Origin of the sequence: Enterococcus sp. GC34, assembly GCF_040886645.1 — a bacterium.
Classification (GTDB): Bacteria; Bacillota; Bacilli; order Lactobacillales; family Enterococcaceae; genus Enterococcus; species Enterococcus faecalis.
The window spans coordinates 13887-32334 of record NZ_JBFOEF010000003.1; the positions used below are offsets into that span (position 1 = coordinate 13887).

15 protein-coding genes are annotated in these 18448 nt (G+C 33.7%); 2 read left to right on the top strand and 13 right to left on the bottom strand.

The window, feature by feature from the left end; translation table 11 throughout:
• The first annotated feature begins 89 nt into the window (after positions 1 to 89).
• Both AB3I72_RS03785 and AB3I72_RS03790 read left to right on the top strand, forming a co-directional pair.
• Positions 90 to 752 (top strand): Ltp family lipoprotein, encoded by a 663-nt coding sequence (locus AB3I72_RS03785; protein WP_002382705.1) that lies wholly within the window; start codon positions 90 to 92, stop codon positions 750 to 752.
• A gap of 120 nt (positions 753 to 872) precedes the next feature.
• Positions 873 to 1985: an SHOCT domain-containing protein gene (locus AB3I72_RS03790; RefSeq protein ID WP_061101109.1), complete on the top strand. Its 1113-nt coding sequence runs from the start codon at positions 873 to 875 to the stop codon at positions 1983 to 1985.
• Positions 1986 to 2007: 22 nt separating this feature from the next.
• Here AB3I72_RS03790 and AB3I72_RS03795 read toward each other — a convergent pair whose 3' ends face one another.
• The 13 genes from AB3I72_RS03795 to AB3I72_RS03855 all read right to left on the bottom strand — a co-directional run bounded on the left by AB3I72_RS03795 (position 2008) and on the right by AB3I72_RS03855 (position 18147).
• Positions 2008 to 2739 carry an HAD family hydrolase gene (locus AB3I72_RS03795; protein ID WP_061101108.1) on the bottom strand — a complete coding sequence of 244 codons (732 nt, stop codon included), beginning with the start codon at positions 2737 to 2739 and terminating at the stop codon, positions 2008 to 2010.
• A gap of 145 nt (positions 2740 to 2884) precedes the next feature.
• Positions 2885 to 3112, bottom strand: a complete 228-nt coding sequence (locus tag AB3I72_RS03800) for a hypothetical protein (protein ID WP_002362220.1) — start codon at positions 3110 to 3112, stop codon at positions 2885 to 2887.
• A gap of 87 nt (positions 3113 to 3199) precedes the next feature.
• A complete protein-coding gene (locus AB3I72_RS03805; RefSeq protein WP_086280047.1) occupies positions 3200 to 3850 on the bottom strand; it encodes a diphthine--ammonia ligase in 651 nt (216 codons plus the stop codon).
• 662 nt (positions 3851 to 4512) lie between these two features.
• Positions 4513 to 5325, bottom strand: a complete 813-nt coding sequence (locus AB3I72_RS03810; protein WP_002362627.1) for an ABC transporter permease — start codon at positions 5323 to 5325, stop codon at positions 4513 to 4515.
• A complete protein-coding gene (locus AB3I72_RS03815) occupies positions 5325 to 6710 on the bottom strand; it encodes an ATP-binding cassette domain-containing protein (protein WP_179189452.1) in 1386 nt (461 codons plus the stop codon). Before AB3I72_RS03815 ends, AB3I72_RS03810 begins: the two co-directional genes overlap by 1 nt.
• Positions 6694 to 7833, bottom strand: coding sequence for a UDP-galactopyranose mutase (gene glf / locus AB3I72_RS03820; RefSeq protein WP_368023593.1), 1140 nt, complete (start codon positions 7831 to 7833; stop codon positions 6694 to 6696). Before glf ends, AB3I72_RS03815 begins: the two co-directional genes overlap by 17 nt.
• Before the next feature lie 58 nt (positions 7834 to 7891).
• Positions 7892 to 8290, bottom strand: coding sequence for a lipoprotein CpsH (gene cpsH, locus AB3I72_RS03825; protein ID WP_061101105.1), 399 nt, complete (start codon positions 8288 to 8290; stop codon positions 7892 to 7894).
• 17 nt (positions 8291 to 8307) lie between these two features.
• Positions 8308 to 10761 (bottom strand): UDP-N-acetylmuramate dehydrogenase, encoded by a 2454-nt coding sequence (gene murB / locus AB3I72_RS03830; RefSeq protein ID WP_104806403.1) that lies wholly within the window; start codon positions 10759 to 10761, stop codon positions 8308 to 8310.
• A 67-nt stretch (positions 10762 to 10828) separates the two neighbouring features.
• Entirely contained in the window at positions 10829 to 13339 is a 2511-nt protein-coding gene (locus AB3I72_RS03835; RefSeq protein WP_086280040.1) for a glycosyltransferase, read from the bottom strand.
• A 68-nt stretch (positions 13340 to 13407) separates the two neighbouring features.
• Positions 13408 to 14874, bottom strand: coding sequence for a glycosyltransferase family A protein (locus AB3I72_RS03840; RefSeq protein ID WP_061101102.1), 1467 nt, complete (start codon positions 14872 to 14874; stop codon positions 13408 to 13410).
• A gap of 18 nt (positions 14875 to 14892) precedes the next feature.
• Entirely contained in the window at positions 14893 to 16062 is a 1170-nt protein-coding gene (locus AB3I72_RS03845) for a CDP-glycerol glycerophosphotransferase family protein (protein WP_104806405.1), read from the bottom strand.
• Between the two features lie 472 nt (positions 16063 to 16534).
• Entirely contained in the window at positions 16535 to 17335 is an 801-nt protein-coding gene (locus AB3I72_RS03850) for a phosphatidate cytidylyltransferase (protein ID WP_002359680.1), read from the bottom strand.
• Entirely contained in the window at positions 17332 to 18147 is an 816-nt protein-coding gene (locus tag AB3I72_RS03855) for an isoprenyl transferase (RefSeq protein WP_002362225.1), read from the bottom strand. Before AB3I72_RS03855 ends, AB3I72_RS03850 begins: the two co-directional genes overlap by 4 nt.
• Positions 18148 to 18448: the final 301 nt, after the last annotated feature.

The window sequence follows — 18448 nt, forward strand, 5'->3', positions numbered from 1 at the left end:
CTTATTTTCATGAATAGACTTACTATCATTTTGGGGATTGTCTTTTTAGTAAGCGCTACAAAAAATAACAAGAAAGAGAGAGTTAGTGAATGAAAAAAAACATATCTGGTAATTCATCTATAAAAAAACCGTTTTATAAAAAAGTTTGGTTCTGGGTTGTTGTAGTTGTAGTTTTAGCCATTGGGGGCAGTGGCATGGGAAAAGAAGAGAAAAAAGCTACTTCTTCGCCTACAAAAGAAACGAGTCAATCTACTAAAAATAGCTCCTCTTCAAGTAGTAAAGAAGTGAAAACTTCAACCTCTACGAAAGAAATCAAAACATCACAAAGTAAAGAAAATTCTTTCGTCTCTAAAGTAAAAGAAAAAATGTCTGAAGCAGCATCCGAAGCAGATAAAAAGAAAGCAGAAACACCAGAAACAAAACCTTCTGAAGAAGCAGCTCCTGATGTACCAAGAGAATACAAATCAGCATTAAAAAAAGCGCAATCATATGCAAAAATTATGTCTATGTCAAAAGCAGGTATTTATGATCAGCTGACATCTGAATATGGTGAGAAATTCACTCCTGAAGCTGGACAATACGCAATCGATCATTTAGAAGCGGATTGGAATGCCAATGCTTTGAAAAAAGCGAAAGATTATCAAGAAAATATGGATATGTCACCAGATGCAATTCGTGATCAATTAACATCTGAATATGGTGAAAAGTTTACTCCTGAAGAAGCAGAATACGCTATTCAAAATTTAAACTAAATTTTGAAGGACATCCCCTTCCATTAAAGCCCAATTTGGGCTTTTTATTTATCGTGGATTCTTGTTACTATGTTTTCTGAATGGTAAAATTAATTTATCTTAACAAAAAGGAGTCATCCCATGAAAAGTATGTGCGAACTGTGTGATCTAAATCCTGGTAAAATCATCACCTTTGATAATCACGGTATCTGTAAACATTGTGCAGAACATTTAGAGTTAAAACCAAAAGAAATTAAAGATCGAACAATGGAAAGTATTATAAAACGTCAAGAAGAAATTATAAAAAAGGATCAAGCAATGCAAGCAAAGGGAAATTTATGTTATCTTTGCGAAGAAGAAACTGGCAAGTACTTTACAAGTGATTTTTATCGCGTAGGAAAAAGCTGTTTAAAAAAACTTAAAGTATCCACTTGGTCCGTTGATAAAAAAAGTTTAGCTGATTTACAACAAATGCAAGAGTTAATAAACAAGCAGTCTGAAATCGCAAAAGAAAATGAAAAAAATGCTGAAGTTTATGGAAATCTATGTGCTCTTTGTCAGGATAATAAAGGAAAATATTTAACTTCAGATAATTACCAAATCTGTAAGAAATGTGCAGGTCAACTCGGTGTCCAGGGACAAGGATATACCCAAACTTGGACATTGACGGATTTAAGAAATGTCCAAGAAGACAACCGGCTGTTCAACCCTACAACAACTATTGCTGGCTCGATTGAATTCGATGAACCTGAAAAAAAATTTCGACTGGTTGGTTCATCAAAAATTTTGCCCGTAAGCATTATCGCTGATTACAAAATTTTAGAGAAAAAAAATACCCATTTCACCGAAGAAAACGTACCTTATGATCGCGTTAGTAGTGTCTATATTTTGATTAATCTAGATGATTTGCAACGTCCAACCATCACTATTTCCTTTTTAAAGACACTTAGCGAGCAAACTACTGAATTTGATCGTCAATTAGCGATCGATAGAGCCCGTTTCAACGCCGAACGAGCCCTTTCATCATTAGACACTATTGTTCGTCGAATAAAAGAAAAAGAAATACCAACTCCTATAAAGAGTGATAAACACCAACCGATTGAACCAAAACTATCTGATTCACAAAAAAACTCATCTAGCACTATTGAAGACGTAATGGCTGAGTTAAGAAATTTAAAACTGTTAGTAGATGAAGGAATTCTAACAGAAGAAGAATTTCAACAAAAGAAACGGCAATTGCTTCAATTAGATTAATAAAAAGTCCTGAAAAGACTCATCATCTTTTCAGGACTTTTTTATTCTTGGTGTTTCCCCATAATTCTTGATAAGGTATTTCATGGATATCACGAAAATAAGCTACTTCAAACTTTTCAAAATCAGTTGACTGGCAGTTACCGGTTAAAACACCAATTCCCGCTTTACCATGACAAGTTCCCATGAAAACATCCACGAGCGAATCACCTACCATAATTACTTCTGTCGGCTTCAATTGACATGACTGACAAAAGGCTTGGAGCATGGCCGCATCTGGTTTCGGTAAGTAACGATCTCCTGTCGCAATAAAATCAAACATTTCTGTTAAACCAAGATATTCCATAATCAACATAGTCGCTGGCAAAGTATCTGAAGTTGCCAATCCAATTTTATAGTTCTTCCGTTTCAGCTCAAGAAATAACTGTTTTAAATCACCAATTGGTTCAATCTTTTTCAGATTTTTTCGTAAATAATCATAAAAGAATTGCTCCAGCCATCGACTGCTGATTCCCTGTTCGACTAATTCCTCAAATTGCGCCAATTCCTGATAAAGTTCCTGATAAAGGACTTCATCAAGTAAATGTTTTTGCAAAAAACGTTGCTCCTGAATAGCTAATATCTTTTTTATTTCTGCTGAATGATGAGGGGCTAACATACTTAGTGTTTCAAAACAAGCTTGCAAACCTGCTTGCCAAAGAGTGTCAAAACGAATACACGTACCATCTTTATCAAATAAAATTCCTCGATTTTCCATGAAAGAACACCTCAAAACGTTTGCTTTGCTTCCTATTTGTTTCTTCAAGTATACTAATCATTTATTTGATTTTGATATTCTTTTTGTATCATTTGTGTAAAAAAATAAAAAAAACAACGAATTTAGAAAGATTCGTTGCTTTTTTTTAATCAATCACTTTTTTTACTTTGAATTCTTTTGTTTCAGCAGACGGTTCTGTTTGATCAGCTAATTCAAATAAAATATGGGTACCATTTTCTTCATCTTCAACGATAATCAGTTTTCCTGGAATCTTTCGAGTATCTTTCGCAATTTGGGCTTCTTTAATTAATTCTTTTTGATCTCTTTTTGAAGCAAGGGCATTTCCTAAATTAAAAAAGACAGTTTCTTCCATAATTAACCACTCACTTTCTCTACTTTTCTTAAGTCAATTATAGCATATCGCTAGAAAAAGTGGCAGCTTGTGTCCTTTTACTTTCATTTAAGCATCAATAATCAAAGAATAAGCATAAGGACTTTCATAAATTCCTGAAGTATAATAATTGAGCCTCTTTTTAAATAGCGGGCCGTCAATTACCAACGTATGGTACTCCCCGTTTTCTCCGCAAATATCTAATTGATGCTCTTTAAGGTACGTGATAAATGTTTCATCTAACGGTTCTCCTAAAAATTTTATTGGAATACCAGCCTCTTTGCTGACCGTTTTGATAATTGCTGTGTACCCTTTTGCCAAGAATTCTTTGACAAGTGCTTCGCGATTCTCCTGCCAAAGAGGTAATTGTGGCTCAAGCCCAGCACTTAATGCAACTTGGCGATCCCAAGCACCATTTTGTTCAATATCTATATCGCCAAAACAAACCGTTTCTGCACCCAATTTTTTGGTTTCCTGCAGTGCCTCAACCACTTTTTCTGTGTAATTTGTTTCATTGTTATGTGATATAACAAGTGGTAAATCTAACGCTTCGGCTGCTGCTTCTAAGATGGAGATTGGTATGCCGTGAAACCAAGAACGATTAATTTCATCACTTACTGTTGTCACTAACGCAACTGGCTGATTTCCTGCTTGTACCAATCGATCCATCGCCAATAAACAATCTTTACCAGAGCTATAACTTAAACAAAATTTTTTCATAAACGTTCCCTCTTTTCTCTATGACTATACCTCAAAATAATACATCCGTATACATATTTATTATTTAAGTATAACTAATACTGAATAGTTATTTGAATCAAAACATGGTATAAAATAGAGGTAAAGCAAGCTTTATTCACTTCTTTATATCTCTTTTCAACGGATGATCAGCTGGCGGAAACCAGCTGATCTTTTTTTCAAAAAACACAGCTATCTTTTGCAGTTTTCTTTTCCTCATGTTATAAAGAGATAGTAGGAAGCATTTATTCACTTCTTTACAAATCTATCTTAATCTTAGACAGTCGGCGGAAAACGGCTGTCTATTTATCTGGAAAAATTATGAACTCGTCAGCTAGTGGTCAGTTGACGAGTTTTATGTTATAATAATTAGAACACGAAAAATATTTTTAAACGAACCATTCAATTGTTTTGATGATTTTATTCAAAACTGGCGTGTCTAGAGAGACACAAGGATGTATTAGAGGTAGGGAATACATCGCTTAAATGAAAAATACTTGAATACTAGAAATAGTCTGATCCAACTTTAAAATAATAATATTGATTCGTTAGATAGCCTTCTCTTTAAAGAGAAGGCTATTGTCAATTAAAGAGTAAAACCACCGTATTCTTGTCAGTATACGGTGGTTTTACTTCTTCATATATTACATATAATCAACAAATTTGCTTCTGAACTTAACATGTAAATGAGCTCCTACGATAAATATTACTAATGTTGTTAGCCAAAAAACAACAAGCTGGGGCTTATCTTCAAAAAACCATCTTTTATAGAAAAATGTATCTCGAAATCCATTAATAATATATGCGTAAGGATTCAACATAAGAATTTTTGATAACCAAGACGGTAAGTTCTTTGTACTCAAATCCCAAAAGACCCCTGACATATACATTAATACTTGGATAATAGAATTCAAGAAAATTTGATAATCCCTAATTAATGCAGCAATCGTTGAATTAATTAGACTAAAACTATATAAAAAGATAATCATCGCTACAATATAGTAAGGTAGCTGAATCCAATAAATAGAAATTTTTTCGCCTGTCGAGATTGACACAATTGCTGCTAACGTAGTGAATGCAAAATAACTTGGTAACTCAGAAAATATTTTAACCATTGGCAAAATACTTATTGGAAACTTCATTCTAGAGACCATGCCAACTTGCATATAAACAGAACTAGAAGCTTGTTTTGTTACTGTACTTAAAAAAATCCATGTACTCAATCCTACCATTAACCAAGCAATATAGGATACTCCTCCTTTTACGGTTCGAGCACCGCCAAGAGCAATCCCAAAAGCAAAATAATAGACACCTAACTGAATTAAAGGACTTAAAATTTGCCATAAATTTCCTAAGATGTGGCTTTGGTATAATGCTTTATTACTGTATTTAGCAATTCGTTGTGCAACGCCTAAGTATGAAAACTGTTCCGCTAAAATTAATTTTACCTCGCGCATTATTCAGTCACCTCTTTCAATTTCAACACTTGTCCAGGATAAATAGGTACCTCAGTGATTTCTGGATTCAAAGTTTGAAGTTGTTCTATAGTGAGTCCGTGATTTTCAGCAATCAAACTGACTGAATCTCCAACTTCCACAGTATACGTTGACACAGCTTGTTCACCATTATTATTTTCTGATGCGTTCGTTGAGCTAGACTGAACTTCTTCCTGCTGGCTAGATTCTTTTTTTGAAGCTGGTTTAGCTTTAGTTGTTTTCACAGCGTTTGTATCCTTCCCTGCTACTTTCTCAGGAACAAATATACGTTGAATTGTTTCCGCTGGATGAATGAAAGCTGTTGTTAATGAAATACCCTTTACAAAGGTAAGACTTACATAAAAAATCATACAAAGTAGCAAAATTAACAAGCTCTTCGTACCAAGAGTCATTTTATCTCCAATTTTATTTTTAGTAGTAAATTTTATGACTTCTTTAGTCGTCCGGCGACTGCCTACTTGTTGATTGGCTTTTTCAAGAATTGTTTCTTGAAGTTGTTCCAAAGAAAAGTTTCTCTGTTTGGCCTTGCCATCTCTCTGATACGATTCTTTTTGCGGTTCAGTGAAATGATTATAACGGTGCAAGAAAGCACGATATTCTTTTAAAATATGCTTAGTTTCACCAAATGCACGTAAGTCCCCATAATGCATCCAAGCGACACGATCACAAATTTGCTCTACTTGTTGAATAGAATGAGAGACAAAAAAGATAGTTTTGCCTTGCTCTTTAAATGCAAGCATTTTTTTTAAGCCTTTATTATAGAAGGTTTGATCTCCTACAGATAACGCTTCATCGATCACTAAAATATCTGGATTTTGATGAACCGCAATTGAAAAACCAAGCTTAGCACGCATACCGCTAGAATAAGTTTTAACAGGCTGATCGATAAAAACACCCAATTCTGAGAATTCAATAATATCATCGATTTTGGCATCAATTTCTTTATTTTTTTCTCCCAACATTAAACATTTCATTCGAATGTTTTCTCGTCCTGTCAAATTATTATTTAGTCCTGCACCAATCGAAATAATTGACACTTCACCATTTATTTCAAGTTCTCCTGATGTTTGAGGGGTGATGCCTGAAATAATGTTTGATAAAGTGGATTTGCCTGAACCATTTAAACCAATAATACCAATTGTTTCTCCAGAATATACGTCGAGGCTAACACCTTTTAACGCCCAAAATGTGGGAACTTTGTTTTGAAAAATACTAAAAAGTGTCTTCAATTTGTCAATACGTGTTTGCGCTAAACTGTATTCTTTGGTAAGTAATTTTGTTCTAACTTTCAGTTCTTTTTCCATTTGTTCCTCCGAGTCTAACCGTTCACTAGTTGGCCATTTCACCAAATTCTTTAGCGACTGCCTTCAAAGCTGCTCCGAAAACTTGGTCCATATCATAGTATTGGTAATTGGCTAAACGTCCACCAAAAATAACTTTTTCTTGAGCGTTTGCTTTTTCTTTGTATTTTCTAAACAAAAGCGAATTTTTCTCATCATTAACAGGATAATACGCTTCTTTTGAACGATCCCAATCTTGTGGGTATTCTTTCGTCAAAATTGTTTTGTTTTCATCGGCCTTTTGATCAAAATGTCGCCATTCCATTATCCGTGTATAGGGAGTTTCCGCATCTGTATAATTAATTACGGCATTACCTTGTGCATTGTTTGAATCTACTGTTTCATTTTCAAAACGTACTGAACGATATTCTAGTTCGCCATAAGAATAATCAAAGAATGCATCAATCATCCCTGTATAAACAATTTTTGGAAACTCTGATAAGTAAGTTTCTTTCTCTGCCAAAAAGTCTTTATTCAATTGAATATCAATTAATTCACTATCTAACAATTTATCAAACATAGCTGTATAACCGTCGACAGGTACGCCTTGATAGCGATGGTTAAAGTAATTATTATCAAAAGTAAAACGAGTTGGCAAACGACGAATAATAAAACTTGGTAATTCCGTAGCCTTACGTCCCCACTGTTTTTCTGTATAGCCTTTAATTAATTTTTCATAGATGTCCGTTCCTATCAAACGAATCGCTTGTTCTTCTAAATTTTTTGGAGCTCCTTTAATCCCAGCTGCCTCCCGTTGCTCTGAAATTTTTGCTTGTGCTTCAGCTGGCGTTTTTACCCCCCACATTTGGTAGAACGTGTTCATATTGAATGGTAGGTTGTAGAGCTCTCCTTTGTAATTAGCAACTACTTGATTGATGTAGCCATTGAATTCCGTCAATTGATTGACATAAGACCATACTTCTTTATTGTCAGTATGAAAAATATGAGCACCATAGTCATGGACATTAATGCCATTTTCTTTATGTGTATACATATTGCCACCAATATGAGCACGTTTCTCAATAACTAATACTTTTTTCCCTCGTTTAGCTGCTTCACATGCAAACGTTGCCCCAAAAGGTCCTGAACCAACAATTAAATAGTCATAATTTTTCGTATTGTATTTCATTAACTAACTTCTCCTAACAAAGTTACTTTCAATTTATTTCAAACACTAAATGCATTATTTATTTTTTCACTAAAGTAGCCAGTACCTTTTTACCAACGCCTTCTTTTGTGTAAGAATATAAGTTGATTTTTTCGTTATTTTTTTCTATTTTATAAACTACAAGTGATTTCAAATTTTTTCCCTTTAAAATCACAATATTATCATTTGTAGTGGAAACATCATAAATACGTTTGCCATCCAGTGTCCACACATTATCTTTAACAATTAATGTTTTCCAATCCCAATTAGCTGTTACTTGATACTCTCCATTTGCAATCAAAGGTTGTTCTGAGTTAGTACTTTTGGAAATAGTTGTCTCTTGGTTTTCTGAATATTTTTTACTGATGTAATATCCTGACCAAAAACCACAACCGATACCAATTGCTAAAGACACAATTATCGTGATTATTTTCTTCATATCACACACTCCTCCGTTTATTTAAAAGTTAAACTTGCTTCCCACATATTTGCACCTAAAATTCTCACTTCTGGTTTTAATAAAAATCCAGAAAATTCATAAACTTTTGCAATAATTAAATAAATTAATGCTTCATAGTCTTGAGCAGAGGCTTGTTCAACATTGATAAAGAAACCTGGATGTTTTTCAGATACTTTTACTCCGCCAATTCTAGTACCAACTAAGCCAGCTTGTTGAATTAATCGAGGCGCCCGTCCCCAAGTAAAAGTTGACCCATGATTTGGATGTGTTAGTGGGTGCATCCTTTCTCTAATTTCGACAGTTCCTACCATGTCATTTACCATGTTTTCTAAATTACCTTCTGAAATCTGTAATTTAGTTTCTAGAATAATCCACTCAGGATGATCCATAAATGAACTATAGCGATGACTAAATTGAACATCTTCTTTATTTAAAACTTTAATTTCTCCATTTTCATCTACGATCGTAGCTTCAAGAAACATACTATTAATATCCTTAACTGTCCCAGCATTCATATAAACTGCGCCACCAATGGTTCCTGGAATATTATCTGCCCATTCTAAACCGCATTTCAAGTGTTCTAGTAGATAATAAGATGTTTCAATTAAACTTGCACCTGCCGAAACTGTTAAAACATTCCCCGTAATTTTACGATAATTCAAGGCAGTCATATTTAAAGTAATCCCGCGGATACCACCATCACGGACTAAAATATTTGAACCTTTACCGATAACAGTTAAAGGAATTTGATTATTTTTAGCATATTTTACAATTAAAGCAACTTCTTCTATCGTTTTTGGAAAAATTAAAAGGTCTGCTGGACCACCAACAAAATTCGAAGCATATTCTTTTAATTCACGACCTACAAATAACTCTAAATCTGGTAATTCTTCTAAAAGATCCTGTTTCCACGAACGAATTCTCTCATTTTGTACAATTTTCATAATTAATTGTTTTCTTGTTAAAAGATTCTCTGGAATTGCTAATGCTTTCTTTTCTGTACCTTGTTTCGGTTTAGGCTTAGGTTTTTGTATCGGATGCAAATACATAACATGTTCGATTTTTTCATCTTTCACATATTTGCCGACGATTCTAAAAGGACTGAACGTTTCCTTTCCCTTAAACTTTTCACGATTAAATCTTGTAGTGACTTCACGATGATTATTCATAAAAATTAATTCTTTATCTGTTAGCTTCCAAAAGCTTTCATTAGGGTTGGAATTTTTTATCGTACCATTTGGCGATAAAACAATTGCTGCGGAAATCGGAACAGTTGTTTTAGCTCGATAAAAATCCAAAGGTTTATTGATAATATATCGTCTAAATTCATCATATACTTCGTCTTCATCTGGGCTAAATTTACTTGTCAACGCATCAGTTAACCACTTATCTGAAATCTCTTTTTCTCTAGCAATCTTTCCAGCGGTCTTTTGATAGTCAAGTGCTAAACTAATATTTTTATTTTCTTCAATTTCTTGTTTTGTGTTTTGCTCATAGACACGTCTAGTTTCGCCAAGCTCAAACAGGTTCATCAAGCTATTAAAGCGGTCAATTCCACGTTGTTCATTATAAAAAATTGAAAACGGTTTTTGGAAAATAGTCGCAAAAACAGTGCCATGAAACGAATCAGTAATAATATATTTTGCTTCTCGATAAACAGCTAAGAAATTTTCTGGTGTATCTTCAGAAACATATTCTACTGTATTAGGAAACGTTTTTTTCGCTAGTTCACGTCCTTTTAAAGGATTAGGCAAGACCACTAATTTCAGTCCCAATTTTTCTGCGATCGCTAGTGCTACACGAACTTTTTCCTTGTTAATATCCAAGAAAAAGACAGCCATATAATCTCCTGATTCTTGTCGTTTAAACGTAGCTTGATCAGCTAAAGAATCATATTCACTTCTTTCAACAAGATAGGTTGGATCCAAAGCCTGAATAACTTCTTCTTGAAAAATATCCTTCATAATTTGTACAGAAAAATCTTCTCTCATAGAAACATGATTAAACTGTGTAATATCTTTTTTGCGGTTTGCAACCCATTTTGGATCATATTTACTTGTATCTGCTTTTCCTAATGAAACAGAATAAGCAATTGTTTTATTACGAGGATAAACAAAATCTAAGAAATCATCGTCGTCTACCCAACCATTCCACGGATTCCACATTTGATCAGAGCCTAAAATAAAGGTATCTAGATTTTCTAAATCATTCAATGTCGGTAACGTTTCTTTTGTTAATTGCTCGGTATAGGACATATTATTTTTCTTAAAAAAATTATATGCTAAAGGCATCCATGCTCGAAAGTTACTTCTGTTTTTATAACCTAGTGGTCCATCAATCATAACCGTCTCGTACCCTTTATTCTGTACATACTTGTTTAGAGCATAGTATGTTAAGATTGATCCATAATTTTGGTTATACCACCAGCCCATAATTGCTGCTTTTTTCATCTTTCCGCTCCTACTTTCTCTGTTAATTACTTATTATTCGTTCATGTTTAAGAATCTTTTTTACATGTTATTTCAACAACCCTTTTGCTTTTTTAAGACTTTTTGATACAGCTTTTTTAATTGTTGTAGGTTCATTTCCTTCAATTTTATTGATAGGTGTTAATTCGTTACCAATACTTGTCATTGTATCTTGGATATAGCCTTGGTTTTGTCGAACGACACTAAAATGTGTTTCCCCTTCTCGAGAAGTCAAAATTCGAACATTGTAATCAAATGCTGCATATTTTTGAGTATAGCCCGCCCAAATTGTAAAAACATTGTCTACGAAAGTATAATACATATTTTCTTGTAGTAAGGTATAGCCTTTTTCCCACTCGGCTTGTAAAACAATCGATTTTAAAGTAGTACCTTCTTTTTTAATTAATAAAGATACTAATAAACTATCATGAATTATTTTTGTATTGTCACCCATATAAACGAAATCAATCACTCCGCTGGCATTGCTTGTATCGTTATCTGCGATAATAATTGAAAACATTTCAATTGCCGTCCCATTTCCCTGGGCTTTCTCTTGTCCAAAAATTACTTTACCTCCACGCTCTTGAATATGAACATTCGGAATAATGAAGGTTTTTTTCATCCCAAAATCTTTATAAATATTTTGATATATTTCTAGATTGTATTGTAAAATATTTTGGATTCGTGTGATACGCTCTACTTGTTCTGGATCATTAGAATATTTTTCTTTTTTCACTAAGTCTAGCCCTAATTGTTGGATGTATTTCTCTTTTAATTCTTGATAGAAACGTTCTTTAAATGCTTGATCAACACGATTCATGTCAAAAATAAACCAGTTTAATGTATTAATAATTTTTAAACGATATGCTTCAATCCGATTTGGAGCATGTTGTTTTAAGTACTCCAACATTTTATCATGTAAATTGAACTCATCACGATAATTCATTCCATACGTAGACATCAAGCCATCTTGTCTAACAATTCGAGTCAGCAAATATTTGTTTAGTGCAACAATTTTTTCAGTACCTAATAATGCGGTATAAGTGAAATAAGCGTCTTCGCCAACAAATTGTTCTAAGTTTACCAAGTTATTTTCTTTGATGTATTCTAATAAAAATAATTTGTCATATAAATAAGGAGTTACTTCATCCAATGAAATTTCTTCACCAGACATACGTCCGCCATTAGTTAGTAATGGATTGTGAACCACGTGCACTTCTCCATTTGGCAATTTTTCTTTCATACCAAATAACAGAATATCTGTTGCACTATCATATGCACGATAATAAGCGTCTTGTAATAAATTCACTTCAAAATGATCATCTGCATCTAAAAATTGTAAATACCGGCCTCGTGCCATCGAAATGCCCACATTTCTTGCGTGTCCAGGATTACTTTTACCAATAGAAATCCCCATAATTCTCGGATCTTTTACTTCAAATTCGTTAATAATATCCATTGTATTATCCGTAGAGCCATTCTCTACTAAAATGATTTCAATCTCACGTAAAGACTGCTCACAAACATTTTCTAATGTTTGTCTTAAATATTTGGACGCATTGTGAATCGGCATGACTACACTAACTTTATACAGATTTTTCAAGTAGTCCTCATAATAAGCTACTGGATCATTCGCAATTTGATAAAATTGTTTGATGTATTCAAAATCGATATCATTCAGCTGGTCTATTTCTATAGCTTGTTTAAAATCTACAGCCACCTTTTGAATCACTTCATAAACCGACTCGTCACGTAAATGTGTTAGTTTTTCAATCGCCCAAAAGTATTTTTCGAACATTTGTTTATAAAAATAACCTTTGTAGCGTTCAAATTTATTTTGTTCAATTAAGTTTGAACGAATTAGTTTAAATTGTTGAAACAAGAAAGGAACCTTTGTTGCCACATTATTTACTGTCGAATTTGGGTTGTCTTGTCTATAAAAATACAAACAATCTTTAATAAAAATAACATTCTGAGATGCTGAATTGATTTTCCAAAATAGACCAGTGTCCCCATAACTTTTAATTTCCTCATCCCAAGTTACGTTTTCTTTCTCAATCATACTTTTTTTATAAATGGCATTCCATGGATAAACTTGTACAATTAAATCCGTTGTTTTTAAGTCAATCAATTGATTGTATTTATCGGGATGTTGCCATAATATATCTCGCTCAACCTCTTCTTCCGAAGAAAATTCAACCCAGTTACAACGGACAACATCTGCATGATGACTTTTAGCCGTATTGTATAAACGCTCATAGGCATGCAACGCTACATAATCGTCACTTTCAAATTCAGCAATATACTCACCTTTTGCTTCTGAAACACCCAAGTTAAAGGCTTTTCCAATTCCCCCATTTTTAACATTGAAAACGCGAAAACGTGGATCATCTTGTGCAATTTCTTCAATAATTTTTTGACTATTATCAGTAGAGCCATCATTAATAATTAAGAATTCAATTTCTTTCAATGTTTGATTTTTCAAACTCATTAATGCTTCTTCTAAATAGGTTTCTACGTTATAGACGGGTACAATAACTGACACTTTCACATTTTCCATAAAACAAATTTCCCTCACTTATCATTTATAGTTGTATACTCAAAATATCCTGATTTGAACGAATAAAATTAAGCAAAAAACTTACTAAAATCTTTAACCCCAATTTCTAAATAATTATCAAAAACTATCGTAAATCTACTTTCTTTATTTGAAAATTTTTCTGGCAACTCTACCTGATAACTAGTTTCACTAATTTTTTTAAACGCCAGTCTTTGTCTTGTTTCAAAAGGATTTTTCAGCTCTTTTATTTCAAATCCTGTAATTTTTTGGTGTGTATACACATTTAAAGAAAGCGTATTGCCTTCACGTTGCGTTGCTTCTGCATAAGCATTCATGCGAACTGCTGGGAATCGTTTCAATAATCTTGGATAATAATAACTTTTCTCTGTTTTTGAAACATAACCAAAGCGATTGACTAACACCCAACGAATGGACTGACATTGAATAAACCAATACAAACCATCAATATCGTTAGTTTGTAAAAATGTCCAAATGATTTGGCGCACATCACTTCTAAAATACGGACTAGGATCAAAACTCAATTCACCTAAATACTGATCCATCTGTACTTTAAATTCTTGTAATCGTTTTTTACTGAATGGATACCCAGTATCCCTCCGAATACAAAAGTCATAAATTAGCCATTCTAAACGGCGTGCTAACATCCGTTCTTTAGACAAATCATCTGGAAACTGTTGATTTATATAACTTAACGCACGCAACCAAGAAAGCATAAATGTCCGATTAATTGATTTGCTTAAACTTTCATTATCTGCATCTCGATTTAAATAAGTCGTTAACCTTTCCCCTTGTGTAATGGTTTTTGAAAATCGCATGGCTTCATAAAAGAACAGCACATCATCAGCCACCCGTTGATTAACAAAGTGTAAATTATTATTGTGTATCAGTGAAGTTCTTAACATGATAGCTTGCGGTCCTAACCAACCATAAAATTCAGCTGGCAATTCTTGGATAGACCGATTTTTGAATGACCCATCCACATAATATGGCTTACTTTTTAACATTAAGTGGCCATCTGTACTCTGTATTAGACCAGAAACAGCAAAATCATCGTGAGAGTCATCTAGTAGGTCTGATAAATATTTCAATGCATTTAAATCATACCAATCATCTGCATCCAAGAAGACACTATACTCACCACGTGCATTTACAATCCCTACATTTCTTGGGCCGTGAGCGCCTCCAGTGTTTTCAAGTAGCTGATAAATTTCAATATTTGGATATCTTTCAAGATATGGTTCTATTACTTTTAACGAATGGTCTGTGGAGCAATCATCAATAAACATCACTTGCAATTGCTCAATCCCAATAGTTTGTTGAACAAGAGAATCCATCATCTTTTTAAGATATGGTGCATTATTGTAATTAGCAATAATGATTGAGACTTTAGGATTTTTTGATATTTTTTCTGAAGAAAACAGCTTAAATTGACTTAACTCCTTTTTCCACGTTTCATTATCTAACATATATTGATACTCTTCATATTCTTTTTGGACTTCTTTTTGATTTTCCAACCTACACCCTCCGGCTTTTTATCTCTTTAAAATTTCTGAAATCAGCTGTCTAGTGGCATCCTGATTTTCAAGGCAAAATTCACGAAAAAACTGCATATATAAACGTTGTTCCTGTTCCGTTTTAGAAAACAATACGTTTTTTACAGACGTTACTAGGCTATCCATGTCTGTCACAATTTTTCCAGGCAAAATTGCTGTTGGATCAAAATAGAATCCCCTTGTACTATTTTGATACTTTTCCTTATCATACATAAAAAATAGCATCGGTTTTTTTGTTAATGCAAAATCAAACATAACCGATGAATAATCTGTAATTAATAAGTCAGCGATTAAATAAAGTTGATTGATATCTGGATAAGAAGAAACATCGATTACACGTGAACCAAATGCACTTATATCAAAACTTTCTGCAATTAAATAATGTAGTCGTGTAAGTACAACAATAGAAGGATCAATTTCTAAAAGTTGTTCAACTGGCAAATGATTGGTGAAACGATAGGCTCCTTTTCGGATAGACTCATCATCACGCCACGTGGGAGCATAAAGAATAATTTTTTGATTGGCTGAAAGGCCTAACTGATTGCGAACAGAAAAAGCTATTTTGTCCTTATTTTCACAAACTAACAAATCATTTCTCGGATATCCTACTTCTAATATTTTCCCTTCATAATGAAAGGCCTGTCGAAACACTCTAGTACTGTATGCATTAGGTGAGATGAGATAATCCCAACGCTTTGCTTCTTGAATAACTTCTAGTTTATAGCTCTCTGTTTCATGCTCTGGCATTTTGACTGTTTCAATATCTAAGCCCAGTTTCTTTAGAGGGGTTCCATGCCACGTCTGTATATAGATTGTTGTTTGATTCTTATACATCCAAGCTGGCATCCGTGTGTTAAAAACCCAATACTGAGCTCTTGGCATCAACCATAGCCATCTCCAACTTAATCGTTTGACGAAAGGAACATTCTCTTCTACAAAAGGCATCTCATATCCTTTTTTGACTGCCCAAATACATTGATATTCAGGACAGTTATCTCTTATGTACTCAAAAATTGCACGTGGATTATCACTATACTGTCTTCCATGAAAACTTTCAAAAATAAATAACTTCTTTTTAGGTAGTTTACCCAAAATGAAAAAACAAGCTTTTATGGCTTGATGTATACTCTTCTCTAAAAATTTTTTCATTGAATTAATCCTTTACATTAGATTATCAAAAATATAATCCTAATCTATAACCTTGTATGAAGAACGCGTTCACAAATCTCTAAATTATCTTCTCTTTACTTGTTTAAATTTATGAATAACTCTCACCACGATTGAACAAGCTTATAAAATACATTATTTTGCTTTTCTTCTTTTAAGTATAAATTTATCTATGCTAAACGTCAATGGCTTTATTGAAATAAACATTCCAGTGTTATTCGATTGTTATAATTTAATTTTTTACAATCGAATTTCCCTCTAAATGTTCAGATATTTAACATCCGATCACCTATTTAATTTTTAGAAACTTTAGCCGTCTTTATACAATTACTCTTAGAAATTAAATAACTCACAAGTTACCTAGACTAACCCTATAAACAGCAAAAATCCAGAAGAGTCTATCTTCTGGATTTTTGCTTATTTGATTATACTTTTTTAAATTTTGTTAATCAATTTAAAATAATCCACATAAGTGCATAATTGGGAAAACAAATAATAAACTATCAAAACGATCTAAAATACCACCATGTCCTGGCAAGATGTTACCAGAGTCTTTCACGCCATAATGACGTTTGATAGAAGATTCAACCAAATCACCGAATTGCCCTACTATAGAAAATAGAACCGTCAATACAAGCATCACCGGCATTGGATAAGGAAATAGCCCTTTATTAGCTGTGAAAACTAAAAACAACGCTGCTACAACCACGGCTGATAAAATACCACCAAGTGCCCCTTCTATTGTCTTGTTGGGTGAAACATCTGGCATCAATTTATGACGACCAAATCGTCGTCCAAATAGATATGCACCAATATCCGTTGCCCAGACAATGAATAAAGCAAATAACAAGACTTCAAAACCTGCGGAACGGGCACTAATAAAGTTCTGGAACCCCATCCCTACATATAAACTGACAATAACTGGAAAGCCAGCTTCTTCAATCGTATATGTATTTTTAGAAATCACCGAAGCACCTAACAACAACATTACAGTGACATAAAATAAAATGAAATTTGTTTGCATTTCCGGCAAAAAGTTTAACCACTTAATTGTTGGAATAACTAAAAAAACGGCCCCTAATGCTGATAAAACACCTTCAAAACTTAATAACGTTAATCCTTTCATACGGAATAACTCGTACACGCCGACTACTGCCAAAGCAACAGCGGCAATCTCAATTGCAAAACCACCATACCAGATAATTGGAATAAAGATGATTAATGCGACGATAGCTGTGATGACACGTTGTCTCACTGCGGATCGCTCCCTTCTGTTTCTGTAGTTTCTTTTAGACCTCCAAAACGACGATTACGATTTTGGAAAGAAGCAATCGCGGTTTCTAAAGTGTCCCCTGAAAAATCAGGCCATAATGCTTTTGTAAAAAACAACTCGCTATAAGCAATTTGCCATAGCAAGAAATTACTAATTCTCTCTTCCCCACTTGTTCGAATCAACAATTCTGGATCGCGAAGTTCCGTGGGTAAAAAGCCAGTCATTAAGTGATCTGCGATCGTTTCTTCTGTAATCTCATCTGCCGTATATGCTTTTTCTGAAACCTCTGCAGCAATCTGTTTCATGGCAGTTAGTAGCTCCGCACGCGCCCCATAGTTTAAAGCAAAGTTCAAAACCATGCCCGTATTGTCTTTGGTTTGCTCAATGGCCCGCTTAACGGCATCTTGCGTATGACTTGGTAGAAACTCTTGGTAGCCCATTACATTGACTTTAACATTTTCCTTAATTAATTCAGGCACGAATGTATCAAAAAAATCAACAGGCAATTGCATTAAGAAATTGACTTCATCTGTTGGTCTCTTCCAATTTTCCGTTGAAAATGCATAAAGTGTTAAAACTTTAACGCCTAAATGACTAGCATGCTTCGTTATTTTTTTGACCGTATCCATGCCTTCTTTATGTCCAGCAATTCTCGGCAGTCTTCGATTCTGTGCCCACCGGCCATTTCCGTCCATAATAATGGCAATGTGCTGCGGAATTTGGCCTTCTTTATCAAAGGCGTACTGGCTTGCTTCTTCTACATATTTATTTTTTTGCGGAAAAAAACGTAACATCTTTTTCCCTCCATTCCAAAAAATCTATCTTAATTATTATAACAATAACTAATGCAAATGCCTATGCATAGTCCCTGAATTTTCCTGATAATTAAGAAATTCCTTGTAACTTTATCATTTATGGTCCTTTTTTAAAAGAAAAAAACTTAGGCTTGGTAGGTAAATCAACATGATGTATCTGTCTAGCCCTAAAATTTTAAATAAACAACGGGACAGGAGCAGCTTCTTCGGAAATAAGCTGAACGTCCTTGAGAGACAAAAAGCATCTTTCAGAACTTTCTTCTTATTTCTTGAAGCTTAA

Excerpts from the sequence above, each read along its gene's own strand:
- AB3I72_RS03785 (WP_002382705.1), top strand. The coding sequence starts at position 90 with ATGAAAAAAAACATATCTGGTAATTCATCTATAAAAAAACCGTTTTAT.
- AB3I72_RS03790 (WP_061101109.1), top strand. The coding sequence starts at position 873 with ATGAAAAGTATGTGCGAACTGTGTGATCTAAATCCTGGTAAAATCATC.
- AB3I72_RS03795 (WP_061101108.1), bottom strand. The coding sequence starts at position 2,739 with ATGGAAAATCGAGGAATTTTATTTGATAAAGATGGTACGTGTATTCGT.
- AB3I72_RS03800 (WP_002362220.1), bottom strand. The coding sequence starts at position 3,112 with ATGGAAGAAACTGTCTTTTTTAATTTAGGAAATGCCCTTGCTTCAAAA.
- AB3I72_RS03805 (WP_086280047.1), bottom strand. The coding sequence starts at position 3,850 with ATGAAAAAATTTTGTTTAAGTTATAGCTCTGGTAAAGATTGTTTATTG.
- AB3I72_RS03810 (WP_002362627.1), bottom strand. The coding sequence starts at position 5,325 with ATGCGCGAGGTAAAATTAATTTTAGCGGAACAGTTTTCATACTTAGGC.
- glf (WP_368023593.1), bottom strand. The coding sequence starts at position 7,833 with ATGAAATACAATACGAAAAATTATGACTATTTAATTGTTGGTTCAGGA.
- cpsH (WP_061101105.1), bottom strand. The coding sequence starts at position 8,290 with ATGAAGAAAATAATCACGATAATTGTGTCTTTAGCAATTGGTATCGGT.
- murB (WP_104806403.1), bottom strand. The coding sequence starts at position 10,761 with ATGAAAAAAGCAGCAATTATGGGCTGGTGGTATAACCAAAATTATGGA.
- AB3I72_RS03835 (WP_086280040.1), bottom strand. The coding sequence starts at position 13,339 with ATGGAAAATGTGAAAGTGTCAGTTATTGTACCCGTCTATAACGTAGAA.
- AB3I72_RS03845 (WP_104806405.1), bottom strand. The coding sequence starts at position 16,062 with ATGAAAAAATTTTTAGAGAAGAGTATACATCAAGCCATAAAAGCTTGT.
- AB3I72_RS03855 (WP_002362225.1), bottom strand. The coding sequence starts at position 18,147 with ATGTTACGTTTTTTTCCGCAAAAAAATAAATATGTAGAAGAAGCAAGC.